Origin of the sequence: Thalassolituus oleivorans MIL-1 (assembly GCF_000355675.1) — a bacterium.
Lineage (GTDB): Bacteria > Pseudomonadota > Gammaproteobacteria > Pseudomonadales > Oceanobacteraceae > Thalassolituus > Thalassolituus oleivorans.
Genome location: NC_020888.1, coordinates 1,586,381 through 1,612,726, shown reverse-complemented (window position 1 = coordinate 1,612,726; position 26,346 = coordinate 1,586,381). Strand labels below are relative to the sequence as shown.

18 protein-coding genes are annotated in these 26,346 nt (G+C 46.9%); 11 read left to right on the top strand and 7 right to left on the bottom strand.

All coding sequences use genetic code 11. The features are described 5' to 3' along the window. Positions 1-14: 14 nt before the first annotated feature. The 3 genes from sdhA to sdhC are packed head-to-tail and all read right to left on the bottom strand — an operon-like array spanning position 15 to position 2,506. Positions 15-1,787 (bottom strand): succinate dehydrogenase flavoprotein subunit, encoded by a 1,773-nt coding sequence (gene sdhA / locus TOL_RS07195; RefSeq protein WP_015486650.1) that lies wholly within the window; start codon positions 1,785-1,787, stop codon positions 15-17. Positions 1,788-1,790: 3 nt separating this feature from the next. Beyond that, positions 1,791-2,138 carry a succinate dehydrogenase, hydrophobic membrane anchor protein gene (sdhD, locus tag TOL_RS07190; RefSeq protein WP_015486649.1) on the bottom strand — a complete coding sequence of 116 codons (348 nt, stop codon included), beginning with the start codon at positions 2,136-2,138 and terminating at the stop codon, positions 1,791-1,793. Further along, entirely contained in the window at positions 2,132-2,506 is a 375-nt protein-coding gene (gene sdhC, locus TOL_RS07185; protein ID WP_041588438.1) for a succinate dehydrogenase, cytochrome b556 subunit, read from the bottom strand. Before sdhC ends, sdhD begins: the two co-directional genes overlap by 7 nt. Before the next feature lie 465 nt (positions 2,507-2,971). On the opposite strand from sdhC, the gene gltA reads away from it, so the two are divergent. The 3 genes from gltA to TOL_RS07170 all read left to right on the top strand — a co-directional run bounded on the left by gltA (position 2,972) and on the right by TOL_RS07170 (position 5,902). Beyond that, positions 2,972-4,252 carry a citrate synthase gene (gltA, locus tag TOL_RS07180; RefSeq protein WP_015486647.1) on the top strand — a complete coding sequence of 427 codons (1,281 nt, stop codon included), beginning with the start codon at positions 2,972-2,974 and terminating at the stop codon, positions 4,250-4,252. A 98-nt stretch (positions 4,253-4,350) separates the two neighbouring features. Then, positions 4,351-5,244, top strand: coding sequence for an NAD(P)-dependent oxidoreductase (locus TOL_RS07175; RefSeq protein WP_015486646.1), 894 nt, complete (start codon positions 4,351-4,353; stop codon positions 5,242-5,244). Between the two features lie 79 nt (positions 5,245-5,323). Beyond that, on the top strand, positions 5,324-5,902 hold the full coding sequence (locus tag TOL_RS07170) for a hypothetical protein (RefSeq protein ID WP_015486645.1): 579 nt from the start codon (positions 5,324-5,326) through the stop codon (positions 5,900-5,902). 132 nt (positions 5,903-6,034) lie between these two features. On the opposite strand, the gene TOL_RS07165 is transcribed toward TOL_RS07170, so the two are convergent. Beyond that, positions 6,035-6,973 carry a chemotaxis protein CheV gene (locus TOL_RS07165; RefSeq protein WP_015486644.1) on the bottom strand — a complete coding sequence of 313 codons (939 nt, stop codon included), beginning with the start codon at positions 6,971-6,973 and terminating at the stop codon, positions 6,035-6,037. A 129-nt stretch (positions 6,974-7,102) separates the two neighbouring features. Here TOL_RS07165 and TOL_RS07160 point away from each other — a divergent pair, with 129 nt between their 5' ends. Continuing rightward, a complete protein-coding gene (locus TOL_RS07160; RefSeq protein ID WP_158505910.1) occupies positions 7,103-8,323 on the top strand; it encodes an EAL and HDOD domain-containing protein in 1,221 nt (406 codons plus the stop codon). 14 nt (positions 8,324-8,337) lie between these two features. Here TOL_RS07160 and TOL_RS07155 read toward each other — a convergent pair whose 3' ends face one another. Beyond that, positions 8,338-9,993, bottom strand: coding sequence for a glycerol-3-phosphate dehydrogenase/oxidase (locus tag TOL_RS07155; protein WP_015486642.1), 1,656 nt, complete (start codon positions 9,991-9,993; stop codon positions 8,338-8,340). 158 nt (positions 9,994-10,151) lie between these two features. On the opposite strand from TOL_RS07155, the gene TOL_RS07150 reads away from it, so the two are divergent. Next, complete coding sequence (locus TOL_RS07150) at positions 10,152-11,261, top strand: AraC family transcriptional regulator (protein ID WP_015486641.1); 1,110 nt, start codon at positions 10,152-10,154, stop codon at positions 11,259-11,261. On the opposite strand, the gene waaC is transcribed toward TOL_RS07150, so the two are convergent. Next, on the bottom strand, positions 11,230-12,252 hold the full coding sequence (waaC, locus tag TOL_RS07145) for a lipopolysaccharide heptosyltransferase I (RefSeq protein ID WP_015486640.1): 1,023 nt from the start codon (positions 12,250-12,252) through the stop codon (positions 11,230-11,232). The two genes, TOL_RS07150 and waaC, sit on opposite strands and share 32 nt — an antisense overlap. 205 nt (positions 12,253-12,457) lie before the next feature. On the opposite strand from waaC, the gene TOL_RS07140 reads away from it, so the two are divergent. The 6 genes from TOL_RS07140 to TOL_RS07115 all read left to right on the top strand — a co-directional run bounded on the left by TOL_RS07140 (position 12,458) and on the right by TOL_RS07115 (position 23,469). Beyond that, positions 12,458-13,384, top strand: a complete 927-nt coding sequence (locus tag TOL_RS07140; protein ID WP_015486638.1) for a lysylphosphatidylglycerol synthase domain-containing protein — start codon at positions 12,458-12,460, stop codon at positions 13,382-13,384. A 174-nt stretch (positions 13,385-13,558) separates the two neighbouring features. Then, positions 13,559-14,617 carry a glycosyltransferase family 2 protein gene (locus tag TOL_RS07135; RefSeq protein ID WP_015486637.1) on the top strand — a complete coding sequence of 353 codons (1,059 nt, stop codon included), beginning with the start codon at positions 13,559-13,561 and terminating at the stop codon, positions 14,615-14,617. Then, the gene (locus TOL_RS07130; RefSeq protein WP_015486636.1) at positions 14,610-16,208 is read left to right on the top strand and encodes an ArnT family glycosyltransferase; all 1,599 of its coding nucleotides are present in this window, start codon (positions 14,610-14,612) and stop codon (positions 16,206-16,208) included. Before TOL_RS07135 ends, TOL_RS07130 begins: the two co-directional genes overlap by 8 nt. After that, positions 16,195-16,977 (top strand): phosphatase PAP2 family protein, encoded by a 783-nt coding sequence (locus tag TOL_RS07125; RefSeq protein ID WP_015486635.1) that lies wholly within the window; start codon positions 16,195-16,197, stop codon positions 16,975-16,977. Before TOL_RS07130 ends, TOL_RS07125 begins: the two co-directional genes overlap by 14 nt. A gap of 135 nt (positions 16,978-17,112) precedes the next feature. Then, positions 17,113-18,324, top strand: a complete 1,212-nt coding sequence (gene fabB / locus TOL_RS07120; RefSeq protein ID WP_015486634.1) for a beta-ketoacyl-ACP synthase I — start codon at positions 17,113-17,115, stop codon at positions 18,322-18,324. A gap of 222 nt (positions 18,325-18,546) precedes the next feature. Continuing rightward, a complete protein-coding gene (locus TOL_RS07115) occupies positions 18,547-23,469 on the top strand; it encodes an ATP-binding protein (protein ID WP_015486633.1) in 4,923 nt (1,640 codons plus the stop codon). A gap of 102 nt (positions 23,470-23,571) precedes the next feature. On the opposite strand, the gene TOL_RS07110 is transcribed toward TOL_RS07115, so the two are convergent. Next, positions 23,572-26,304 carry a DUF748 domain-containing protein gene (locus TOL_RS07110; RefSeq protein ID WP_015486632.1) on the bottom strand — a complete coding sequence of 911 codons (2,733 nt, stop codon included), beginning with the start codon at positions 26,302-26,304 and terminating at the stop codon, positions 23,572-23,574. Positions 26,305-26,346 lie beyond the last annotated feature (42 nt).

Sequence of the window (26,346 nt, the reverse complement as noted above, 5' to 3'; positions counted from 1 at the left end):
ACAACACTCCCCGATTAATAGGTACGGATTTTCGGTTGGAACGCTTCCATGGTTTTGGGAGCAAAGTTCACCGCGCGCTTGCCGATGGTCTTAGTCTGAGGAATATACAAAGAATGGCATAACCAGTTCTCGTCATCGCGCTCAGTAAAGTCATTACGAGCATGCGCTCCGCGAGACTCTTTACGCTCAACCGCTGCTACCGCAGTTGCATAAGCTGTTTCGAACAGATTATCCAACTCAAGTGCTTCGATACGGGCGGTGTTAAACGCTTGGCTCTTATCTTCAAGCACAGTTTTCTTAACGCGCTCACCGATTTCATCCAGCATTTTCAAACCTTTTTCCATGCTTGGACCGTCGCGGAATACGCCGAAGTACAATTGCATAGTCTTTTGAAGATCCGCACGCACTGTCGCCACTTTCTCGCCAGTCGTCGAAGTATTCAGACGATTCAAACGAGCCATTGCGCGTTCGATATCTTCGTCAGATACGTCAGATGTCTCAAAACCATCTTTAAAGCTTTGTTCAACGCGCAAACCAACGGCACGACCGAACACGACCAAATCAAGCAATGAGTTACCACCCAAACGGTTTGCACCGTGAACCGATACACAAGCGATTTCGCCAGCAGCGTATAAGCCCTCAACCACAACGTCATTGCCTTCAGCATCAACAGTTAGCGCTTGACCACCGATGTTAGTCGGCACACCGCCCATCATGTAGTGACAGGTAGGAACAACAGGGATTGGTTCTTTCACAGGATCTACGTGCGCAAACGTACGAGACAGCTCAAGAATACCAGGCAACTTAGCATTAAGAGTTTCTTCGCCAAGATGATCCAGTTTCAGGAACACGTGATCGCCGTCTTCACCACAACCACGGCCTTCTAGAATTTCTAGAACCATAGAGCGAGCAACAACGTCACGACCAGCAAGGTCTTTCGCGTTTGGAGCATAACGCTCCATGAAACGTTCGCCGTCTTTGTTGATCAGGTAACCACCTTCACCACGACAACCTTCAGTTACCAATGTACCTGCGCCAGCAATACCCGTTGGGTGGAACTGCCACATTTCCATATCTTGCATTGGTACACCAGCACGCAACGCCATACCAACGCCGTCACCGGTGTTGATCAATGCGTTTGTCGTAGACTGATAAATACGACCAGCACCACCTGTCGCTAAAACAGTTGCCTTAGCTTTGATGTAGCTCGTTTCACCAGATTCGATGTCAATCGCGATAACACCAGCAACCTGACCTTTAGAGTTTTTCACTAGATCAACGGCATACCATTCGTTTAAGAATGTAGTACCGCCTTTCAAGTTACCCTGATACAGGGCGTGTAATAGTGCGTGACCTGTACGGTCAGCAGCAGCACAAGTACGAGCTGCCTGAGTAGGATCGTTTGGACCCTTAGATTGACCGCCGAAAGGACGCTGATAAATACGACCTTCTTCAGTACGAGAAAACGGCAAGCCCATATGCTCTAGTTCGAACACGGCTTGTGGACCTACTGAACACATATATTCAATAGCGTCTTGGTCACCGATGTAATCGGAACCTTTAACCGTGTCGTACATGTGCCAGCGCCAATCATCATTCGGATCATTGGAAGCGATAGCACAAGTAATACCACCCTGCGCCGACACAGTGTGTGAGCGAGTTGGGAAAACTTTAGTCACACACGCGGTTTTGATGCCAGCTTCAGTCAACTGAAGTGCTGCACGCATACCCGCACCGCCGCCACCGATAACGATAGCGTCAAAAGACATTGTTCTGATTTTTGTCATGACTTACACACTCCAGAGAATGTCGATGCCCCAAACTAGGTATGCGAATAAAAACGCCGCGGTCACTAGTTGGAAAGTAAAACGAACTGCGGCTGCTTTTAGGTAGTCAGTAGAGATAGTCCACATACCAACCCAAGCGTGCGCGCAAATGGAAATCAGTGTTGCCAAACTGAAGACTTTCATCCAAGTCTGAGCGAACAATCCTTGCCATTCTGCGTATTGCAGATCCGGAGAGGCGATCACAAAGCCAAGCAGGAACAGAGTGTATAGAGCGAGAATTACGGCAGTAAGACGCTGAACCACCCAATCGTATAGGCCACTACGACCTAAGTTTGTGACACTTGCTACCATACCCAGACTCCCGCCAAAACGATCACGATTGTGCCCAACACCAAGGTGATGATGGCACCAGTACGTCCGCCTTCTTTGGTTTCACCAATTCCCATATCCATCAACAAGTGTTTAACACCTGCCACCAAATGGTAACCAAGAGCAGATAAAATGCCCCAAGTGATGAACTTAACCAAACCGTTATCAAAACCCGCTTTCAGATCAGCAAAAGACTGTTCTGATTCTAGAGAAGCTGCTAGTGCGCCTAGCATGAAAGCTACAGCGAAAAACAGGATAAACCCAGACACACGGTGAATGATGGACGCCTTAGCAGGAAGTGGGAGGTCAATAGTAGTCAGATCTAAATTTGTAGGTCTATTGCTATTCACGGCTCTTATTCACTCTCATATGGGCTCAGACTTCTGAAAATTCAGAGCTAAGCACAGGCTCAAGAAGATTGCTCAAATCGCTGTACAAGTTTTGCACAACTTTTGGGCTGCGACAAATTATAGTCACCGCGGCGATGTTTTACAAACCAAACTGACGCTATATCTATACAAACTAAGACCTTAGGCGAAGGAAGGTTACAAACAGAACCATCTATACTTGACTGTAATGTTGGATACTGAGAAACGTGACAGGTAATTGACAAACAAAGTTCAGAACCTATAGTTGTCCCCCTTATTTTGAAGTAACGCCTTTAATTAAGGTGCTCTGAATAGTCGTCTGAGAATAATCGTTTGATTCCAGAGAAGGCTCAGCCATAGCAACTAATTAGCTTGTTACAACTGAGATTCCCGGAGTGCTTGCAGAGACTCCTTAAGGTTTAAATTAGAACAGTAGGAGGCCTATCCATGGCTGACAAAAAAGCAATACTGAAGGTTGATGGCATTGAAGAAGCATTGGAATTACCAGTGTATGAAGGCACTGTAGGGCCAGATGTTGTTGACGTTCGTAGTCTGACTGGTAAAGGTCTATTTACCTACGATCCTGGCTTTGTATCGACCGCCGCGACTGAATCTAAGATCACTTATATCGATGGTAACGCAGGTATTTTATTGCACCGCGGTTACCCTATTGATCAGCTTGCTGAGAAGTCTGATTACCTAGAAACTTGTTTTTTACTATTGCACGGTGAACTACCGACTGCAGCAGAAAAGCAAACCTTCGTAGACACCATCAAAAACCACACCATGGTGCACGAGCAATTGAGCCACTTCTTCAATGGCTTCCGTCGTGATGCTCACCCAATGGCAGTTATGTGTGGTGTTGTTGGAGCACTTTCTGCGTTCTATCACGACTCGTTAGATATCCATGATGAACACCACCGCATGGTATCTGCGCATCGCTTGATCGCAAAAATGCCAACATTGGCAGCAATGGTATACAAGTATTCTATTGGCCAGCCGTTCATGTATCCAAAGAACGAATTGAGCTACTCAGAAAACTTCTTACACATGATGTTCAACACCCCATGTGAAGACACCAAGATCAGCCCTGTTCTAGCAAAAGCAATGGATCGTATTTTCTTATTGCATGCTGACCACGAGCAAAACGCTTCAACGTCTACTGTGCGTTTGGCTGGCTCAACGGGTGCTAACCCATTCGCATGTATCGCTTCTGGTATTGCGGCATTGTGGGGCCCTGCTCACGGTGGTGCCAACGAAGCTGTGTTGAAAATGTTGAATGAAATCGGTGATGAATCCAACATCGATGCCTTCGTTGCCAAAGCAAAAGACAAAGATGATCCATTCCGCCTAATGGGCTTCGGTCACCGCGTTTATAAAAACTTCGATCCACGCGCCAAAGTAATGAAGCAAACGTGCGATGAAGTATTGGCAGAGCTCGGCATGGAAGATGATCCATTGCTGAAAATTGCTATGAAACTGGAAAAAATCGCTACCGAAGATGAATACTTCGTTAAGCGTGGCTTGTATCCAAACGTCGATTTCTATTCAGGTATCATCCTGAAAGCCATCGGTATCCCAACTGAAATGTTCACCGTTATCTTTGCAACCGGCCGTACTCCAGGCTGGATCGCACATTGGAACGAGATGATCAGCAGCGATTACCGTATCGGTCGTCCGCGTCAGTTGTACACTGGTCACACCATGCGTGATTACCCGAATAAATAAGCTGGGTAGATCACTATCATGCCGAAAGGCATAACAAAAAAGCCGCTCACTGAGCGGCTTTTTTGTATTCAAACCCTGTCAGTTATAAGGAGCTTTCAATGATAAAAACCACAGACAATATTCATTTTATTGGCTTAGGCAATATGGGATTTCCGATGGCAGGCCACCTTGCTAATGCAGGGTTTAATGTCAGTGTGTTTAATCGTACTCCGAGTAAATCCTCCAATTGGCTAGAGAATTTTTCGGGAACCGCCCTATCCACACCAACGGCCAATATCGAAAGCTCTAACGTGGTTATTCTGTGTGTCAGTAAAGACGAAGATGTGCGCGAATTGCTTACTGGAGATAACGGTATAATATTCAAATTATCAGCCAATACCGTCATCATTGATCACTCGACAACCAGCGCCCAATTAGCCATCGAAATGGCCAGTGCAGCCTCCGAGTACGGTTGTTTCTATGTCGACGCTCCCGTTTCTGGTGGTCAGCAAGGCGCAATTAATGGCCAACTCAGCCTTATGGTGGGCTGCCCAGCGGAGGTGTTTAAACAAGTTCAAACTGCAACAGCACCGTATACAAAGGCGATTGTACATATGGGCCCCGTTGGCAGCGGACAAAAAACCAAAATGGTTAACCAAATTTGTGTGGCAGGACTGATCGAGGCTCTAGCTGAAGGGCTTTTCTTCGCTGAACAAGCTGGTTTAGATACCCAGAAAGTAATGGACGTGGTTTCTCAGGGGGCGGCCAGTAGCTGGCAACTCGTCAATCGTCATAAAACTATGATCGCTGGTGAGTATGAACACGGCTTTGCCGTTGATTTAATGCAAAAAGACTTGGCCATCTGCTTGCAAGAGGCATCTGAATTAAAGATCGAACTACCCGCAACACGAGCAGTCAGTGGATTTTATGCCGACCTACAAGCCAACCAATTAGGGCACTGCGATACTTCTGCCCTACTCCTACGCCTACAAAAGAGAAAATCAGCGGGCTAACCTGACACCCATCACGCCTAAGCATCCCACTGACACAAACTCATCTATGCTAAATAAAGAATAGCTTGAGTGAATCACCATGAACCAAACGCTGCGTCACACTCTAGAGGGGCATACTGCAGCCCCCGACCAACTAGACTGGAGTCAAATCCACGAAACGCTGGCAATGCTGGCGCTCGCCGTCGCGCAAATAGATACGTCCTTAGTGGAAGGCAACAATTCAATTAATTCCCTTACGGCAAGCTTTACCCGAATGGCCGACCACACTCAGCTAATTATTGATCGAGTTACCGCGCTGGATGCAGGGGTAGGCAGCGAAATCGCCGATTCTGCGCGTATCATTCAAAGCGAAGTGATGAGTGCGATTGTCGCTTTCCAGTTCTATGATCGCTTAACACAACGAATGGAACATGTTGGCGATAGCCTTGAGCGCACAGGCCACCTAATATCCAATCCAGAAGAACGCTACCACTTGGCGTCTTGGAAAACGCTGCAAAATCATATTAAAAGTAATTACACCATGGAGGCAGAGCGCATTATGTTTGAACACATTATGGCCGGGCACTCCATTGCTGAAGCACTACAAATTTATCATCATAACTTTAATGCAGAAGTGAAGGACGACTTCGATACCAGCGATGATATCGAATTATTTTAACCATCTTAATTGCCGCTATTTACGTTGAGCCTTTGCCGAGGCAAAGCCCTTCGCTCCCATAAAAATAAAAGGCATTAGTGTGCAAGTCAAAATCGACGACCACCAGCAGTAATCGTCATATTTTTTTGATTTTTAAATCATTCCAAGGCGTTTTTTCATTAAACGCTGAACTTCGTTGGCCATAGCTTCGGGCGCAAATTTCGACAAAAAGCCATCGCAACCCACTTTCTCTACCATCGCTTTATTAAAGTTACCTGATAAGGATGTATGCAATACAACGCAGCTATTCTTCAACTCGGGATCTCGACGAATTTCAGTCGTAAGCATATAGCCGTCCATTTCAGGCATTTCGGCATCGGTAATGATCATCATCAAATTATTTTGGATATCGCGACCTTGTTCTTTCCAATGCATGAGCAGTTGATACGCCTCAAGACCGTTGTGTGCCTCGATAATATTAAGGCCCATTGGTCCAAGTACCTGCCTCATTTGTTCAATCGCGACCTTAGAGTCATCAACAATCAAAATATCCTTGCCATGAATGCGCTCTAACAGCTCTTTATCGTAAATTTCTGGTGATAATTGCACGTTGTATGGTGCAATTTCAGCCAGCACTTTCTCTACATCAATAATTTCAACGATGCGATCATCAATACGAGTAATTGCCGTTAAATAGTGCTGACGCCCGGCTCCGCCCGGAGGCGGCAAGATTTCATTCCAATTCATATTCACAATACGATCGACACCACCCACCAAAAAGGCCTGCACCGTCATGTTGTACTCAGTAACAATGATTGTGGCCTCGCTGTCCGCGGTTTTTAAGGTGCCCATTTGAATTGCTTGACGCAAGTCGACCACAGGCACGGTTTGTCCGCGTAGGTGAGTTACACCTCGTACAACGGGATGACGATCAGGAATCTTAGTCAAAGGCGGTAAACGCATGACTTCCTGCACTTTAAATACGTTAATCGCAAAGTGTTGGCTGCCACCAAGGTGAAACAACAACAGCTCTAGGCGATTCTGCCCAACCAGCTGCGTGCGGGCGTCAACGCTACTTAGCATACCGCTCATAATTCACTCCAACGTTCTTATCTTTCAGAAGTGTAGACAAGCGAAACGAAAACGCATGAAAAACCCGTCTACACTAATATCAATATTTGAAGAATGCAGGTCTCGATCTGCGATGAACGGAGCTATTACATGAAGCAGCAACCCCTTCCACTGCTCGCCCGCCAGCCAATTCTTGATAGAGAGTTGCGGGTGGTAGCGTATGAGCTGCTTTGTCGTCCCATCCCAAGCGATAACTTAGTGTGGCAAAGCGCCAATGGCGATCAGGCAACGAGTGAAGTCGTTATCGGCGCTATGCACGAAATTGGCTTAGAGCTTGTGACTGGTGGCCTCCCCGCTTTTGTCAATTTGACCGAGCAGTGGCTACACACACCACTGGCCATAGAACCCGATCACTTGGTCGCTGAAGTGTTAGAACACATTAAGCCGACAGCTGCGAACATGGCTGCGGTGCAAATTCTCCGCGACAAAGGCTATCGCATTGCTATAGATGATTACATTGGCGGTGCAGAGCAAAGCCTTTGGCTGCCTTTGGCTGATATCGTTAAAGTCGATTTGCTCGGGTTAGAAAATATGGAGATGCTCGGCGAGTTAAAAGATAAATATCAAAGACCTGGACTTCAGTGGCTGGCGGAAAAAGTCGAGAACTACAATCAGTATGAATACTGCAAAACGATAGGTTATGACTTATTTCAGGGCTATTTCTATAGCAAACCGATGATTTTGTATGGCCATCGCTTACCCGATAATCAAATGGCAGTGCTGCAACTGCTGCAAGCACTAAACCGCAAAGATGCCGACATTAATGAAATTGGTAAGATTTTACAGACCGATCCGCAGTTGAGTTTTCGTCTACTGCAGATGGTGAACTCCAGTGCGATGGGGTGCACAACAAAAGTAACCTCCATCCAACGGGCAATTATGATGCTTGGCCTAGATCGAATTCGTAACTGGACCAGCTTATTGGCGCTCGGCCGCCTAGACAGCAAACCTCGAGCGCTACAAGAGCAAGCCATGACACGAGCCTTTACCGCGCAAGAGCTTGCAGGCAGCAATCCCTCCCTAGAGCCTGACACAGCTTTCACATTGGGTTTATTTTCGCTTCTCGACGCATTCATGGACGTCAGCCTTGAAGATATCTGCTCACGATTAGCCCTTCCCGATAACTTGAGTGAGGGACTACTGCGCCACGAAGGCCAATACGGAGCCCTATTACAGACACTTCAGCTTATCGAAAAAGGTGAATGGAATAAGATCCCGTGGAAGTTAATCGGAATTACGCCCGACCAAATGAGCCCGTTATTAAAACGCGCTTTGGTACTCACACGTGACGCACTTTCAATACCGGCATAAAACACAAACCGATATTAGGCGGTGCGCACCAGCGCTGGCTGAACCGTCGTACTGGTCTCAGCTACCGGTAACGAATAATGCTGATGCCAAATCTCGCGATAACGCGAAGCTTCTTGCTGCCACTGAGTATCTGACCACGCCAACAATGGCTGACAGATAGCTCGAATACGATCTTCAAATATCATTCCGCCGTCTTCCACCAGCAGCCCAATGCGCGTGCGACGCAATAGTAAATCATCAAGATGAACCACAGATTCATGCGCAGCAGCCCAGCGCAACTCTGCCCACAAAGCACAAGAACCGGGGACTTCTGACAATTCATTTTCTTCGGCTTCGGCTAGCAACTGATTTAAATCCGAACCGTAGTGGCCACCCAAACGTCGCTGTTGTTGCGGTGTTAAGACGCTAAAGCGTGGATGCGAGGTATCTGCAGGGGCCAAAACGGCGGCATCGTCGTCTTGATCGGGCATATCCGGTAAATAAGCCTTAGCCGTATTGAGTACATCCAATGCGATCAACCGAAAAGTCGTTAACTTACCGCCACTCACAGTGACTAGACCTTGATCATCCCAAATTGAATGGTCGCGCTTTTCCTTCGATGGGTTAAGGGCGCCCGAAGAAACCAGAGGACGAACACCGGCCCAAGAAGAAATTACATCATTACTGGTGATATGAGCATCGGGATACTGATGCGCTAAGAGAGCCAACAAATAATCCAATTCTTGCTGGGTCATACTGGCCTCAGTATTGGATGTATCTGGGTGATCTAAATCGGTTGTTCCTACAACAGTGCGACCTTCCCATGGGTAAACAAAAATGGGACGCTGATCCTGAGGATGCAATACGGTTAGCGATACCGGAACCGGTAATTTTTCTGCAGACAGTACGATATGGCTACCTCGAGCAGGCCGAATTTGCGCTTGCTCTCCCTCTTGGGCTCGCAGAACATCAGCCCATGCACCCGTTGCGTTGACTACGGCGTTGGTAGATAACGTAATCCGTTCACCGGTCAATTCATCGGTAATATGTACCGCACTGACTTTACCGTCGATACGTTCAACGCCGGCTACAGCCGCGTAATTGATAACTTCTGCGCCATCACGTATCGCCTCATGCAATACACGCATAACTAAGCGTGAATCATCGGTCACCGCATCAGCGAATTCAGTACCACCCAACAGCCCCTCTGTCGCTAAGCCCGGCAACATCTTGCTTAATTCAGTGGCATTGTGGAATTTACGGTAACGCTTACCAGCTAAAAAATCGTAAACCATCAATAACAGACCAAAGATCTTTGGTCCGGGGAAGCGCCCTTTGTAATGCGGCATAATGTAAGGCATTTGGTCAACCAGACCTGGAGCTTCGCGCATTAGACGCTCGCGTTCGCGCACGGAGTGAAGCGTTGTTTTGATATCCCCCTGAGCAATGTAACGCAGCCCACCATGAACCATCTTTGATGACCGACTAGATGTGCCCCAGGCAAAATCTTGGCGTTCGACGAGTAACACACGTAAACCTCTGCGCGCAGCCTCCCGAGCAATTCCCGCGCCCGTTATGCCACCACCAGCAATTACCAAATCCCACGTTTGGGCGCAAGTTGAGAGCCGCGCGACAATATTTGTTGAGCGCCGAACATCCCAGAGATCACTAGTGTTTTCGCACTGTTTCATCAAGTTAATACTTCCTATCGGTGGCTCTGTACATTCTGTTACAGACTTAATCTTGCCGCATTGCCTAACAGTCCGTCAGTATAGCAGCTGGCCTCACTGGAAATTCGTCTGTTTCAGTCTGGTTCTAAAATAATAGTGACAGTAGTTTCAGGCCTGCTATGAAAAATAACAACAATTTGCTAGGCAGTGCATCAACGGCCGTAATGCGCCAGTTTTTGCATGCCGCTCGTGATTACGGCATTGAACCAGAGGACGCATTGGAAGCGTGTGGGCTTCCAACAGGCGTATTGGACAATCAGATCAGTCGCACAACCGGCTCCGATTTACAGTCGTTGCTGCGTTGGCTTATCGAAAAAAGTGGAGACCCTCTTTTCGGCTTGCACATTGCAAGGCACATCCAACCTGGCGCCTATAGCCTCGTTGGTTATATGGCAATGAATAGCCGAACCGCTCGCGAAGCTTTAATGATGGTTCCACGTTACGAAACCCTCATTGGCGATATGGGCATCACGAAAATCGAACGTCGTAACGGCAATATGCTGATGCATTGGGTTTGTCATTACACAGATCCCATCGTTAGGCCCCAGTTAATCGACAACGTTGTTGCATCTTGGGTTTATTTTGCTCGCTGGCTAACCGAAATGCCGGAAGGCAGACCGTTAGAGGTGTTAATCGAACATGCGGCACCGAATGACAAAATGCGAGCCGAGTACGAAGAAATATTTCAGGCTCCAGTTACCTTTAATGCCAACATGAATGGTTTAGTGTTTTGCGAATCAATCTTGGACATCAAGCTACGTCAGCCTGATCCTGCATTGCTTTCGGCACTGGAGCACCATGCGGCAACCTTGACCTCCGAACTTCAAAGCAGCAATAGTCTTGTCGTGCAGGCGCGATCCATTCTACTAAGCATGATGCAGTCAGGATTACCACGTCGAGATAGGGTTGCGGAACAATTGGGTATGGCAGAACGGACACTACAGCGTCGTCTCGGGGAAGTTGGAACCTCGTATCAGCAGTTACTCGATAGCCTGCGCCATGAGATGTCGATGGAATGGTTAACGCACAGTGACTTATCCATTTCTGATATTTCCGATCGTCTCGGATTTAGCGAGGCACGTTCCTTTCAACGTCGCTTTAAAGCTTGGACGGGAATCACGCCGGGAGAATTCCGACGTGCTCACCATGGGCAGGCAGCAGCGACAGCGCGAAGCGTGTCTTCTGACATTGCAAATACTACCGAGAAAGAAGAGCAGTTAGATGCGTAAACACTCGCTCGGGTGAGATATCGCGATAGCACGGAGGCTGAATAGCCTCCGAATCTGGTTTTAAACAGGTTTTCGATAAACAAGGCGCACACGAACGTGTGCTACTCATTACCGTCACGGCAGGCCCCAACACTCCCGTCAACGTCGCATTGGTCGCACCGTATATCGCAACAGCAGGAACCGCTAATGCGGCAACGACGTGCGATAACCCAGTATCAACACCCACTACCGCTTGGGCATTGGCCAGATAGGCATTCAATGCGTTTAAACCCATCTTCGGCAGTACAATCGCGTTCGGAATACTAGCCGCAATACGTTGAGCTCGTTCGTGCTCCTCTTCATTACCCCACGGCAGTATCGCCTTACGACCAGAATCAGCGACTTTTTGTGCGAGTTCACGCCAGTAGGCTTCGGGCCAAAGCTTGGTAATCCAAGTCGTACCATGCAGAAACACCCAATAATCGCCATCAACATCAGGACGAGCCCAACGACTAGCATCAACACCATAATTCACGTCGGTTGTTGGCAATTTATAGCCCAAACTCTGAGCAAACAATTTTCTGACGCGAGGAATCGCATGTTGTCCTTTTTCAACATTTTGCGGATGCTGGTAAGCCAATGCCGCTAACGGTTCGCGACAACTATGGCGACTCAAACCAAACCGCGGGCCTTTAGCCATGCGTGTAAACACAGCACTTTTGATTAACCCTTGAGCATCCAGTACGCAGTCGTATTCTTGCGACCGTAATGTCTGCCAGAATGCCTTCATCTCTGCGCGATTTTGGCTATCGCGCAAGTTTTTTCGCCAACGCCGCCAAGCGACTGGAATAACGCGTTTAACTGCGGGGTGCCAAGTAGGAATATCGGCAAAGCCTTCTTCAACAACCCAATCTATCTCAAGATTAGGAATCGCACGAAATGCGTCTTCAACCGCCGGTAACGTATGAAACACATCCCCCAGCGATGAGGTTTTAACAAGAAGTACTTTCACGCACGGCCCCTTAATTCATGAAGGCCGCAACTTTACCGCAAAGGCAGCCGCTGCTCCAATTTATACATCGCCAATCCAATCGTCTCGACTTGACACCTAACCGTGGCAAGAGGACTATTCCGCCCTTTGCGCCTATGCGCGATATTCAGTTGTTAATGCTAACAAGGCCGAATGAGTGCCAAGAAGGCAATATGGAGAATGTGTAGTGCTAAAGTCCTGGAAGTTTTGGCTTGGGTGTTTACTGCTAATCGCCTTGCTTTGGCTGGTAGAGCGCAGCTATGGCTGGACGGCGGTATTAGCTAGCTGGCAAAGCATCCCCTTAGATTCTCTTTTAGTCGCACTCACGCTCATCTTCATTAGCTACATATTACGCGCAGTGCGTTTTTACGATTTTTTTTATAGCAACTGTCGCGGGCATTTTGTCGCCTTAACTCGCTTAACCGTACTGCATAACTTTTTCAATAACCTCTTGCCTATGCGCAGCGGTGAAACGGCATTCCCGTTACTCATGAAGCAGTACTTCAACGTTCCTTTCCGCCATAGCGCACCGGCCCTATTGTGGCTGCGTCTGTTAGATCTTTATGCCTTACTGATGTTGGCCCTGTTGTCTTTGCATTCCTTGTGGCCAGTGGCGCAGGAAATCAAGATTGCCGTCGGCGCTACGCTAGTCGCACTGCCATTACTGGTGCTACCACTGCAAATTGCTATTAAAGAATTTCTACTTGGTCGCGAATCTTCGTGGGCACAGAAAGCGAGCGAACTGATGCACGCCCTACCCGATTCAGCATGGAGTTATAGCCGCGCGCTTTTCTGGACCATTATCAACTGGGCGCTAAAGCTGGCCGTCTACACTTGGCTACTGCAACAATTCACCAATATTGAATTTTTCCAAAGCTGGATGGGCGCTACCGCTGGCGAACTAAGCAGTGTTCTGCCAATTCATGGGATAGCAGGCGCTGGCACATACGAAGCCGGTGTTTTAGTTGGCTTGCTGCCTTGGGGGGTAGAGAACGATGTTGCCTTGGCTGCCGCCGTTAACCTTCACTTATTTGTACTGGGTAGCACTTTATTGCTAACTGGACTGATCGCTGCCGCAACCTTTGCGGTTAAGCGTCCTTACGCCGCAGACTAGTGCTGTGGCGTTATCGCCATTTTCACAACGTCTTATCCCATAATTGCGACAGCTTATTTGCCCTTTGGCTATTTTGTCACTCGCCCCTTTTGGGTATGATCGCGCTTCAACTTTTTTCGCCAAACCGACAGAGTGGTACAGACCTTGACCGAGTCAAATACGACGACAACTACCATGCCTTCGCTCTCGATTGTTATTCCTATGTATAACGAGATCGAGAACGTATCACCAATGGTGAGCCGTGTTCATGAAGCCATGGCAGCTTATAACGGCCCTTGGGAGTTATTGGTCGTCGACGACGGAAGCACTGACGGCACGCCACAAGCACTGCACAAAGAAAGCAAAGCTTATGGCAACCATGTACGCGTCGTCGAACTGCGTCGTAACTTTGGTCAAACCGCAGCAATGCAAGCGGGTATTGACGAAGCTCGCGGTTACCTAATCGCCACCTTAGATGGCGATTTACAGAATGATCCAAATGACATTCCACGCATGGTTGCGCATTTGATCGAACGCGATTTGGATTTGTTAACGGGCTGGCGCAAGAATCGCAAAGATGATTTGTTTTTACGTAAGATTCCGTCACGCATCGCTAACCGCCTGATTGGCAAAATCACGGGGGTCCGCATCAATGACTACGGCTGTTCACTCAAGATCTACAAATCATCTGTGATCAAGCAAGTACGCTTATATGGTGAGATGCATCGCTTTATTCCAGCATGGGTAGCAGCAGTTGTTCCACCAAGCCGTATCGGCGAAATCGTGGTTAACCACAATGCGCGCGTGGCCGGTGAATCTAAGTACGGGATTTCCCGTACCTTCCGTGTGATTTTAGATTTGCTCTCGGTCTACTTTTTTATGCGCTACCGCGCACGCCCTGGTCACTTCTTTGGCTCTATTGGCTTAGCTCTAGGCTCAGTGAGCGGATTACTTTTGGTCTATCTAGCATTCGTTAAATTTGCACTTGGTGAAGATATCGGTAGTCGCCCACTCTTCATGATTGCAGTGGTTTGTATGATTGCTTCATTACAATTTTTAACGACTGGCGTTTTGTCTGAACTGATTTCTCGTACTTATTTCGAGTCATCACAGCGCCAACAGTATGTGATTTATCACCGTACAGATGCTTGCGATGTCGATACTGATTGCTGGGCAGAGCCTGAAATGAAGATGCCAGAAAGCTCTGAAGGCGAAACGCCAGAAGCGGCCACGGATTCGGACAAGCATGCGTAAATTGCCTATGCCACTGTGGCTATTTGCCACAGTGGCAGCCGTATTCTTTTTGAATTTGAACGGCTATCTGCTGTTCGATCATGACGAAGGTGCGTTCAGCGAAGCTACTCGCGGCATGTTTGAGCGCAATGACTTTATTACCACCTATCTCAACGATAGAGTGCGTTTTGATAAACCTATCCTTATTTACTGGCTACAAGCTGCCTCTATTTCAATCTTCGGTACTGAGGTTTGGGCTTTCCGGCTACCGTCAGCCTTAGCCGGCTTATCGTGGGCACTGTGCATTTTCTTCTTCGTACGTCGCTACGTCGATACTCATTCAGCTAAAGCCGCGGTTTTAATTGCAGCAACCGCGATCGGTATCAACGGCATTGCGCATGTCGCTACCGCGGATGCCTTGCTTAACGCCCTACTCGCGGCAACCTTGTTGTCCATGTATCGCTTTAGCCAAGCGCCGAACAATACGCAGTTGTACCTAATCTATGCATTAATGGCCTTAGGCGTATTAACCAAAGGGCCCGTGGCTGTTGCCATTCCCTTGATGGTGGCGGCACTGTTTTTCCTAACCTCTGGATTAAAACGTGAGTTTTGGCGGGCGATCTTTTTTGTACCCGGCTGGATAGTATTTATCGTTATCGCCGCCCCTTGGTATGTATTGGAATACCAAGCGCAAGGACAGGATTTTATTGATGGCTTTTTCTTAAAGCACAACGTCAATAGGTTCAATAATGCGATGGAAGGCCACGACGGTGGTTTTTTCTTCTATCCGCTAGTTTTGCCGTTTTTACTAGCACCCTTCGGTGCCTTGTTACTGCGTATAGTACCGACTGTACGCCATATCGCAGGATCACGTTTTGATCTACTTGATCGCTTTTTATGGATCTGGTTTTTAGTGGTATTGGTACTTTTTAGTTTAGCCAGTACTAAGCTGCCGCATTACATCTTGTATGGTGCAACGCCGCTCGTCATCTTGATGGCCCGTTATCGTAGCTTGCTGCAAAGCCGCTTATTCAGTTTGGTATTTCCTGCGATTTTGTTCGCGGTTTTCATTGCCTTCCCACTGTTGATTCCAACCATTAAAGCGGGTCTTACGAATCCTATTGAGATTGCCGTCGCAGAGCGCGCTGGTGATTACTTTGATCAAAACTTTGCCATTTTAGCAGCCGTAGCGGCGCTAATTAGCTTGGCCTTGATACTTTGGCGTCGCTTTAGTCCTTGGTTCAGCTTGGTCATGGTGGGCATAGTTCAAGCACTTTTCATTTGGTGTGTATTTGTCCCAACGTTCAGCGAAACCCAACAGCGTCCAGTATACGAAGCTGCACAATTTGTAAAACAACTGGGTGTACCTGTCGTAACTCAGTCAATTGATATGCCAAGTTTTAACGTCTATCTCGACAAGGTAACTGAACGTCGCAGCCTAAAAATTGGCGAAATTGGTTTTGCCCGCGAAGACCGATTATCGTCGATTGATCACTACCAAATACTGTTTCAGTCTGGGCCTATTGTCATTATTCAACGCACCGCGCCTGCTAGAGGCATTGGTAACGAACCCGCCAGTACTTTAAAGGAAGATGGCAATGATCAACCATGAGCGACTTATATTTGCAGCAATCACTGCCTACTTGTTGTTGGCATTGGCGCTGATATTTACCGATAGCAATACCGATACCTTTATCGCTATTCAGGCGCTCACTCAGCGCCTTCCAGACGTATTCTGGGGCAATATGACACTGGTCGCAGATACGCTGTTTGCAGTAGCTGTATTAACAATTGCCTGCAGCTTCAAACCCACCCTATTCAACCAGTCGTTCGTGTTATTGGTGCTCGGTGCTGTATTCGTACAGGGATTAAAATTTGCACTGGATATTCCACGACCTCCTGCGGTGCTCAATCGCGAAGTGCTGCACGTTATCGGACCATTTTTAAAAAATCACAGCTTTCCTTCTGGGCACTCATTTACAGCCTTAGCCACCGCTGGACTATTAGTGCTCAATACTCAGCGCAGCACATGGGCTGTCATCGTACTGATCATTGCCAGCGTCGCCTCCCTATCGCGTGCCGCGGTTGGTGCACATTGGCCTTTAGATATCTGTATTGGCTCGGCTAGCGGGCTGCTATTCGCTTGGTTAGCCATCAAAATCGTCAAAGAGTACACTTGGCTACAAACGCAGGGATTACGATTAACTGCCGCGGTGCTAATGACCATCGCAAGCTGTGCTTTGCTGTTTCACGATAGTCGTTATCCTGATACAAGACTCCTCGGAGGAGTGGCCAGCATCCTTGCCGTTTGTGTTGTCAGTTATCGGTATTGGTTCCTTAACTGGCGTCAACGCAACCGCGTAGAAGCAACAGAGACATAACGGCAATTAACTTTTTCTTTTTGCCTTTTTCGCCAGTGCTTTATAGTGGTTGCCTTGAGTGGTTATGGGATACCTTTAATACACGGTGATCCCAATATTTAGAGTTAACGTTTTTACGGTTCCAGAGTATTTATCATGCGTCGAGTTGTAGTTACAGGTTTAGGGATTGTTAGCTGTATCGGAAACAATCAATCCGAAGTTCTTGCCTCATTGCAGGCCCAACGTTCTGGCATTCGTACCATTCCTGGGTACGAAGAACTTGGACTTCGCGCCCACATAGCCGGCGTTCCACAGATCGAAATGGACGATCTCATCGACCGTAAACTACGCCGCTTTATGGGCGACTCTGCGGCTTATTCTTATATTTCCATGCTAGAGGCTATTGAGGATTCAGGTCTGACACCTGAGCTTATTAGTCATCCTCGTACGGGCTTAGTTGCTGCATCTGGTGGCGCATCCAGCAGCGAAATTGTTGAAGCCGTCGATATCATGCGCGAAAAAGGCATGCGCCGTGTTGGCCCTTATCGCGTGACTCGTACTATGGGGAGCACAGTATCAGCAAACCTAGCTACGGCATTTGGAATAAAAGGCATTAACTACTCCATTGCATCTGCCTGCGCGACCAGTGCTCATTGTATTGGTCATGCCATGGAACAAATTCAATGGGGTAAGCAGGACATCGTCTTTGCCGGTGGTGGTGAAGAAGAACATTGGTCGCAAACCATGCAGTTTGATGCCATGGGCGCCTTGTCCACTAAGTACAACGAAACCCCAGAAACCGCTTCTCGCCCTTACGATGCTCATCGTGACGGCTTCGTTATTGCAGCCGGTGGCGGCATCATAGTGCTCGAAGAGTACGAACACGCTAAAGCTCGCGGTGCGACAATCTACGCCGAAATTATAGGTTATGGCGCAACTTCGGATGGTGCCGACATGGTGGCTCCGTCGGGTGAAGGTGCAGAACGTTGCATGCATGATGCGTTAGAAATGGCTGGAAACCCTACCATTGACTATCTGAACACTCATGGCACTAGCACACCCGCAGGCGATATCACTGAGCTAAAAGCTGTCAATCGAGCATTCGCTGGTAATATGCCACCAATCAGTTCGACTAAGTCACTGACAGGTCACTCATTAGGCGCTGCGGGTGTTCAAGAGGCGATCTACTGCTTACTAATGCAAAAGCATGGGTTCATTACGGGTAGTGCCAATATCAGTGAACTAGATCAAGAAGCCGTTGGCATGCCTATTGTGACCGAGAACCGCTCTGCTGAACTTAAGACTGTTATGTCTAATAGTTTTGGCTTTGGTGGCACCAATGCAACACTGGTTTTCCAGAGCGTATAAAAATGACATACTCGGGCTGCTCATAAACCGATGATTTTTTAACCATTGGTTTACCCAATTTGAGCAAGCATTGACTAATCCACCGGTTCATTAGAAACCGGATATAAAAAAGTACAGATCAAGCGACGCGTATTAAGCGACTTATTCAAGCTGAATGGTTAAGCGACACCCAACCAGATGCGCACCGCAATTGATCTCAGGTACAGGTGGAATACACAACGAATGACACAATTAGATTTAAGTGCGAACACTGACTCGACAAAACACATCGACGAGTTATTTCAGAAGGCAGAGCAACTGTCGGCTGACTTTTCACTGTTCCCAGAATATGAAGATAACGCTGTAGATCACAGCGTTAAGGGCCTTATCGCGCCTGAAGATTGCAAGCTAGAACTTGATCGTCTGAAGTCGCTTAACATCGACAACTATATAGAACAGGTTGTAGCACCGAGCGAAGGCTCACAGCGTATTGGCGCAAAGGCCATTGTTCAACATATAGCGCTGCGTATTATTTCCGAATTGGAAGATGGGCCACTCTATTGTGCTGAAGCAGAAGTCGACTTTGGCGGTCATGCTCGACGGATTGGTTTTATTTGCCAAAACCGTGAATTCAACAATGGCACATGGGGTGCACAACACCACAACAAGGCCGCGCAGCAAGCACGCGTGTTTGCTAGCCGCTCAATGCCTATTGTTACTTTCATCGACACCCCAGGTGCCGATGCCAGTGAACAAGCCAACGCCAATAACCAAGCTCACTCCATTAGCCATTTAATTACTGAAATGGCCAATAACGATGTGCCTACGCTAGGTATTATTTGGGGTGCGGGATATTCAGGCGGTGCTATTCCTTTAGCAACCACCAATATCTTGTTATCGGTACGTGATGGTATTTTTAATACGATTCAGCCTCAAGGTTTGGCCAGTATTGCACGTAAGTACAACCTGTCGTGGCAGGAATGTGCGAAGTACGTCGGAGTGTCGTGTTTTCAATTACGCGAATCAGGGATTATTGATGGCATTATTGATTACGCGCCAACAGATGCCGACGAAAAACGTGTAAATCTTTTAAAGGCGATTACCACTGGTATTGAGTCAATCGAAAACAGTGCAAAAGATTTCGCCCGCACCAATCCTGATTTGATGCTGCATTATCAACGCAGTGTGGAACGATTCTTAACGCCTTCCGAAAAATTATTAACCCTACAAAAAGGCTCTAATTTCTTTTTAGCGCAGTCGCCAACCGAACACATCAACATCTTCGGTTTGACTTATCGTTACACTCGCTATCTGACGCTACGTCGTCGTATTCATTCAACGACGCTCGAAAATTATGGCCGATTAGCGGAAAAAGAAATTCCTGAAGGACAGTTGCAAAAGCGTTTGCAACGCGAAACTAAGCGTAAATTCCAAAACTGGCTGCAAGCACCAGAAAAGATCGTTTACGATGATGACCTACATAAATCGTGGAAAAACTTCTGGGCTAAATACGAAGATCGTGAAGGCAGCCGCAGCACGATTGCGCGTTTATTCTTGGGTGAGCCAAAGAATAACTATTTAAAAGCCAAGCAAGATTTATGCTTTAACCTCGGTTTGTATTTATTTAATCGTTGGAAATCTGACGCAACCGTCAACTTCCAAGGTTTAATGAATTATCTAGAAGATTACAAACAAAGCCGTTTTTTATTACGCGCCAACGACATTTTAGATGCCGTTGCCGTTGCTGAATTTCTAGAGCACAACCCGCACCCTCTGGCGACCTATATTCGTGAGCAATTACCTCATGAAACTCGTCAAGAGTTAACCGAAGGTTTAACGAAAGAAAAATCGAAAGGGGCACTACGTCAGTCTTTGGCTACTGCGTTAAATACGATTTTAAAAGACGAGTTATTACCTGAAGATATTCGCGCATCGCTAAAATTATCGACCCGTACAGAAGCCCTGTCTAACAGCGTAGCTAGTATGAAGGTTGAAGCGAACCGTCGTATATTGGAAGAAGCCTTAGCGCCATATATTCAGTTCCGCCAAGAAAACATTCAAAATCCGGCGCATCCAGACATTACGATTCTTGATGCGATTTTGCATGACGAACTACGTTATGAATTTTCGCAAGTATGTCAAAACATGCTGGTATTTGGCCGCTTGTACGACAACTTTATTCACAACTTAGGCAGCGTTGCCAAAGAAGCGAACGAGAATCGCAGCTTAAGTCGCGAAGCGGTAAAAGCACTACTTGAGAAATCATTATCTGAAGCAACAGCAGGTGATACTTATACTGCAGCTGAGCGTGAATCGTTTAACCATTGGTTGAGCTATTTTATTAAAAGCTCACAGCGTGGTGATTTCCTAAAATCAGTAGAAGAATGGAAGAAGCTGGCGTTCCCACGCTTATCCGACACTCTATTTGTTGTTATTACTTTTATTTTCGAGAAGTTGCTGTCGGAATATCATAGCGCCGAGCTTGATGGTAAGAATTACAACGGCCGTATAAACCCTGTATCGATTGGTCGTCGTAAAGACTTCTGGAACCGCTTGACCATGGCCTACCACGACTTGTTAATTCAAGAAGTGCTGGACGATGCCAAACGTCAGAAAAAGACATCTGCTAGCGCCCTAATTGAGCGCTTCTTTAGCGATTTCGAAGAGTTAAATGCAAACCTAATGTCGGCAGACCCTGTCGCCTTCCCCGGTTTCCGTAATTCTATTGAAGATGCTTTAAAGAAAGGCATTAAACCATGTGGTGTTATCACGGGTTTAGGCACGATTAAAGTGGGTGGTCGCGAGCAGCGCGTTGGGGCTTTGATCTCGAACTTAGAATTCCAAGCGGGTGCCTTTGATATGGCCAGTGCTGAGAAATTCTGTAAGTTAATGGTTGAATGCGCGCGTCAGCATTTGCCACTGGTATGCTTTGTTTCTTCTGGCGGCATGCAAACCAAAGAAGGCGCTGCAGCGCTATTCTCAATGGCAGTAGTGAACGATCGCTTAACCCGTTTTGTACGCGATAACGACTTACCGATTGTGATCTTTGGTTTCGGAGACTGTACCGGTGGTGCGCAGGCGAGTTTTGTTACTCACCCTCTCGCGCAAACCTATTACTTCTCTGGTACTAACATGCCCTTCGCTGGGCAAATCGTTGTACCTTCGTACTTGCCAAGCACGTGCACACTATCGAACTACTTGTCGGTATCTTCGAAGTCGATGGACGGCCTCGTCGCTCACCCATTCTTACCAGAATTGGATGAACGCCTGCGCGCTATCGACCCCGATATGCCAGTGGCTCGCTATACAGTCGACGACGTACTGGCGCGTGTACTTGAAGGTTATGTAACCGCTGAGCGCATGGCTCCAGATACTGGTAGTAATGCAAGCAAGCTGAAGAAGTATGGCGAAATCAATAAAGTATTGATTCATGCCCGCGGCTGTACTGCGGTTAAATTAATTCGCAAGGCGCAAGAAAACGATATTAAAGTGGTTTTAATTCAGTCTGACCCAGATATGGAATCCGTTCCTGTCGATATGTTAGGACCTCAAGACCGCGTCGTTTGTATTGGTGGTAATACCCCAGACGAAAGCTATTTAAATGCCAAGTCAGTTTTGCGTATCGCTCACCACGAAGGCGTCGACGCTCTGCACCCAGGTATTGGTTTCTTATCCGAGAGCAGCCAGTTCGCTGCTCTATGTGGTAACCACGACATTAATTTCGTCGGACCTCCAGTATCGTCAATGGAAACCATGGGCAACAAGTCGAACGCTATTAACACGGCCATGCGCGTTAATGTTCCTGTTGTTCCCGGCTCTCACGGTATTCTTACTAGCTCGGCGAATGCCGCTAGCGTTGCTGACGATATTGGCTACCCAGTGCTGCTTAAAGCAGTGCACGGTGGTGGCGGTAAAGGGATTCAAGTGGTGTTGTCTCCGGATAATATTCATTCCCTATTCCATCAAATTTCGACCGAAGCAAAAGCAGCATTCGGTAACGGCGATGTCTATTTAGAAAAATACGTCACTTCATTACGCCATATCGAAGTTCAGGTATTGCGTGACAAACACGGTAACACTCGTATTTTAGGTCTGCGTGATTGTTCGGTGCAGCGCAATAACCAGAAGATTTTCGAAGAATCTGGTTCAACCATGTTGCCGCGTGAACTTGAGCAAAGCGCTTACGACTTCGCTGAAAAACTAGCCGATGCGGTTAAATATGTCGGTGCGGGTACGGTTGAATTTATTTTCGATCTCGACTCAATGGCGATCTACTTCATGGAGATGAATACTCGTCTTCAAGTAGAGCACCCTGTAACTGAGCTCGTGTCAGGTATTGATATCGTTACGACTCAATTCAAAATTGCCGAAGGCGGCAGTATTGAAGATATGTCGCCTAAAGCGAATGGTTATGCGATTGAAGTTCGCGTTAATGCTGAAAAAGCGGTGCGTAAAGGCGATAACGTCGAGTTCGTTCCTACACCAGGTACTATTCGCGAATGTGTCATGCCAGCATGCGATCATATCGAATTAATTTCGATGGCTGCGCCGGGCAAAAAAGTGTCACCTTTCTACGACAGCATGGTGGCGCAGATTATTTGTTACGGTACGGATCGCAACGATACCATTAAGAAATTGCGCACGTATTTAGAACAAGTACGTATCACCGGTGTTTGCACTAACATTCCATTGTTAAAGCGTGTGCTTGATGATGAGGTTTTCTGCAACGGTGTGTACGACACAACCTATTTACCGCAGTTCTTAGACCGTATTGACGTGGATGCTTTGATTCTCGATATCGAGGAATCAGCGGACATGAACGCTGATGCAGTTGATGCATCGCAGTTGAAGATCGAAGGCTCTGATGAATTGAAAGTACTGTCACCTTCAACCAGTATTTTCTACGGATCATCGTCGCCTAGCGAACCCGCGTTCGTAAAAGAAGGCGATATCATTGGTGTCGATCAAACATTGTGTTTGATGGAAGCCATGAAGATGTTCACACCGTTAAGCTTGAAGCAATTCAATCGTACCGGAGCTGAACTGTATCCTGCTAATCAGAAGTTTAAGGTCACGCGCATCATGAACAGTGATGGCCAGCAAGTGAATCAAGGCGATCTACTATTTGTGGTTAAGCCAATCGCAAGTGCTGAGAACGCAGCTTAATTGACTCCCAATGCCCGTTTAATTACGGGCAATAAAAAGAGCGCCTATTGGAAATGATAGGCGCTCTTTTTTTATGTCGTTACCTTGGTACCTCTAACCGGTTTAAACTCCGAGTATAACCATTGGTTTATCGCCCTTCTGCGGCTCACATAAGCTAATACGTGATGACAGTACGTTATCACCTTTGTCTTTTATGTTCGCCAAATAGGCTTTTACTGCGGCTGAGCGCTTTTGCGCATAATTAAACCAATCCTCACCCCATTGCTTAGCTTCATCATTGCTCACCACTGGGCAGACTTGCAGCTCCAAGTCGGTCTTCTTACTCATCATTTTACCGACTGTATCTAAATACTCTTTCTGCTTATCTGTTAACTCAGTTGCCAAAGCTACATACTCAAGATCATTTAAGCGCACGGCAAATAATTGATCACCAGCAAATGACGCTAAGCTAATAAAAGCGCCATAGGGCTGCAAAGATTGTTTTAAATAATACAGAGTCGCCGTTTTTAACGCTTTAGTGCTGATCTGATTGATCACGTCGTTGATTCCAACGTCTGGATCTGTGATATCACCGGACAAAGGTACTTCTAACTTGATGTTGTTATTATCATCTCGCAATACTGATAAGGCAGTATCTAACGGCATCGCAATTTGTTTGCTAATACGATTAATAGTGTCTTCGTCGGCGGGTTCTAACTTGCTATTTTTTAATAAAATATCTGTGTTACCGCCTAACTGACCGTCATGCAATGTAATATTGGCATCTACTTTCAACATGCCTTTCTTCACACGATAGCCCATTGCTTGAACCACATACGAATTAAATGCCGGTAAGTTTAATTGATCGATAGTAAAAGTTAACTCACCTTCAGGTAGGTCATTTTTCAGGCCCAAGGCACCTTTAAGAACAATACGATTATAAGTATCTAATCCAGTCACTATCGTCATTGGAATAGCAGTTTCTAGATTAGCGGTATCAACAGGGCCCGTTTCTAATTCATAAATTCGCAAATCAGAACGCAAAACAGGACTAACGCTTTCATCAGTCCAATGCACTTGGCTTACGTTATCGTCATCGCCAATTTGCTTAACGCCAGCAATACGCACGCCAAATGCCTTAGATGGCGCAACGTCGTCTTCCGTTAGCGATTCGGTATCAGCTGGCTGGCTGGCTTCTGGAGCCGTCGCCGGTGCACTGGCAGGAATACCGATGATATTGCCATTAGCAGCACGCGTGACCGTTGCTACAAGCCCTGCATAGGTATGTAAGCCCGTAGTTAAACCGATCTGATTAACGGCAATATCGGGGATGTGGTATTCCTGTAAGCTTAATAATGGAACAGCGCTATTAGCCCCATACACGTTTAGTTCCTTCACATCCACTTGCTCGACATTTTGGTAGTCAGTGCCACCGCTAACACCGTTAACCGTTAAACTGGCTAAGGTCATATTACCGTCGGTTAAATGCTTAGCACTCAAATCGGTTATACCAAATTTTTGTAGGGTAATATTAGGCGTTGTTCTTAATTCGGTAACATTGATATTTTCCCAACCAAGTGATGCTAAGCTCACACTTTCAAGACCACCGGCAACATCAGCGGCAGTGAAATTACCCGCATAAATTTTTTCGATACTGGCAACGGCAGTCGCAAGATCAACATCGACATTGTCGATTGAGAAATCCTCTAGCTGCACATTACCTTGCTCGGGTAAGTCTGCACTGGCACCTGTCAGGGTTATATTGGTAATCATTACACCCGGATCGGTTGTAATATTTTTCGCCGTCATTGAATGCATACCCAATGACTTTAATGCTGCTTTAGTAACACCGAAATCAGTAGTATTTAAGTTATCCGCTTTAATATTGCCAACCGCAGCCGTCGCGTTAGCCAAATCCACTTGAACATCGTCAACGATAAAATCGCCTAGCTCAGCACTACCTTGCTCGGGCAACTCAGTAACTAAATTATTCAGCGAAAGCTGTTTGATACCGAAAACAACACCGGCTTCGGAATAACTTGCGTCCACACCATCTAGTGATAGCTTGCTAAGCACTAACGATTTAAGCGCATCACCAGTGATGTCTAAATCATTTACAACACTATTAGCCGTTAATCGCGGGTTGGTGAAAACATCGTATAAACTACCGTCTAAAGTAAACGTAAGCGGTTTTTCTAACGCCATGGCCTGTGGTTCTGTCAGATTAAATTCCTTTACCGTTAAATCAATGGTTACAGGAACCGCAGCATGACTAGCGCTGTTTAATTGACTGAGGGTGATGCTCTGCAAGTACACCCCAACACTCAAGCCTTCTTGCTTCCAATGAATGGTGTTGTCGGTGAATTCCACTGAATCGACCAAAAATATCCACGGGCTGCTAGAATCGTCGCTGGCAGTTTCTTCAGCTGAAACAGGTGCATCATCGCTTGCCAACGGAATTGGAAAACCTGCAAGCACTAACTCATCACTGGTTTGTTTACCGTTAAAACGTAAGCCGTGCAGAGAGGCCTGCTGAATATGAATTTCTTTATTAAACAAGCTAGCCAAACGTACATTGAGGGCCAGCTTATCTAAGCCAACCTCAACCTGCTTGCCAGTGCTTTTCGACGGATACTGTGCATCAACGTCTTTTAGTAAGATATGACCATTCCAAGGCGATATTCCCCAGTCACCAATTGTTAGCTGATAACCATCGCCAAGCTTAGCGTACTCCTGTTCGATGTAACGTAAACCGAACTTAGGTACCGCCCAGAAAATAGCTATGTATAACACGACGAAGGTCACTAAAGTCACGGCGCTTATGATGGCAATGCGACGCGATGCAGACGAACTCATTTGAAAATCTCCGAAATAAATCAAGAAAACATTAACGCTGAA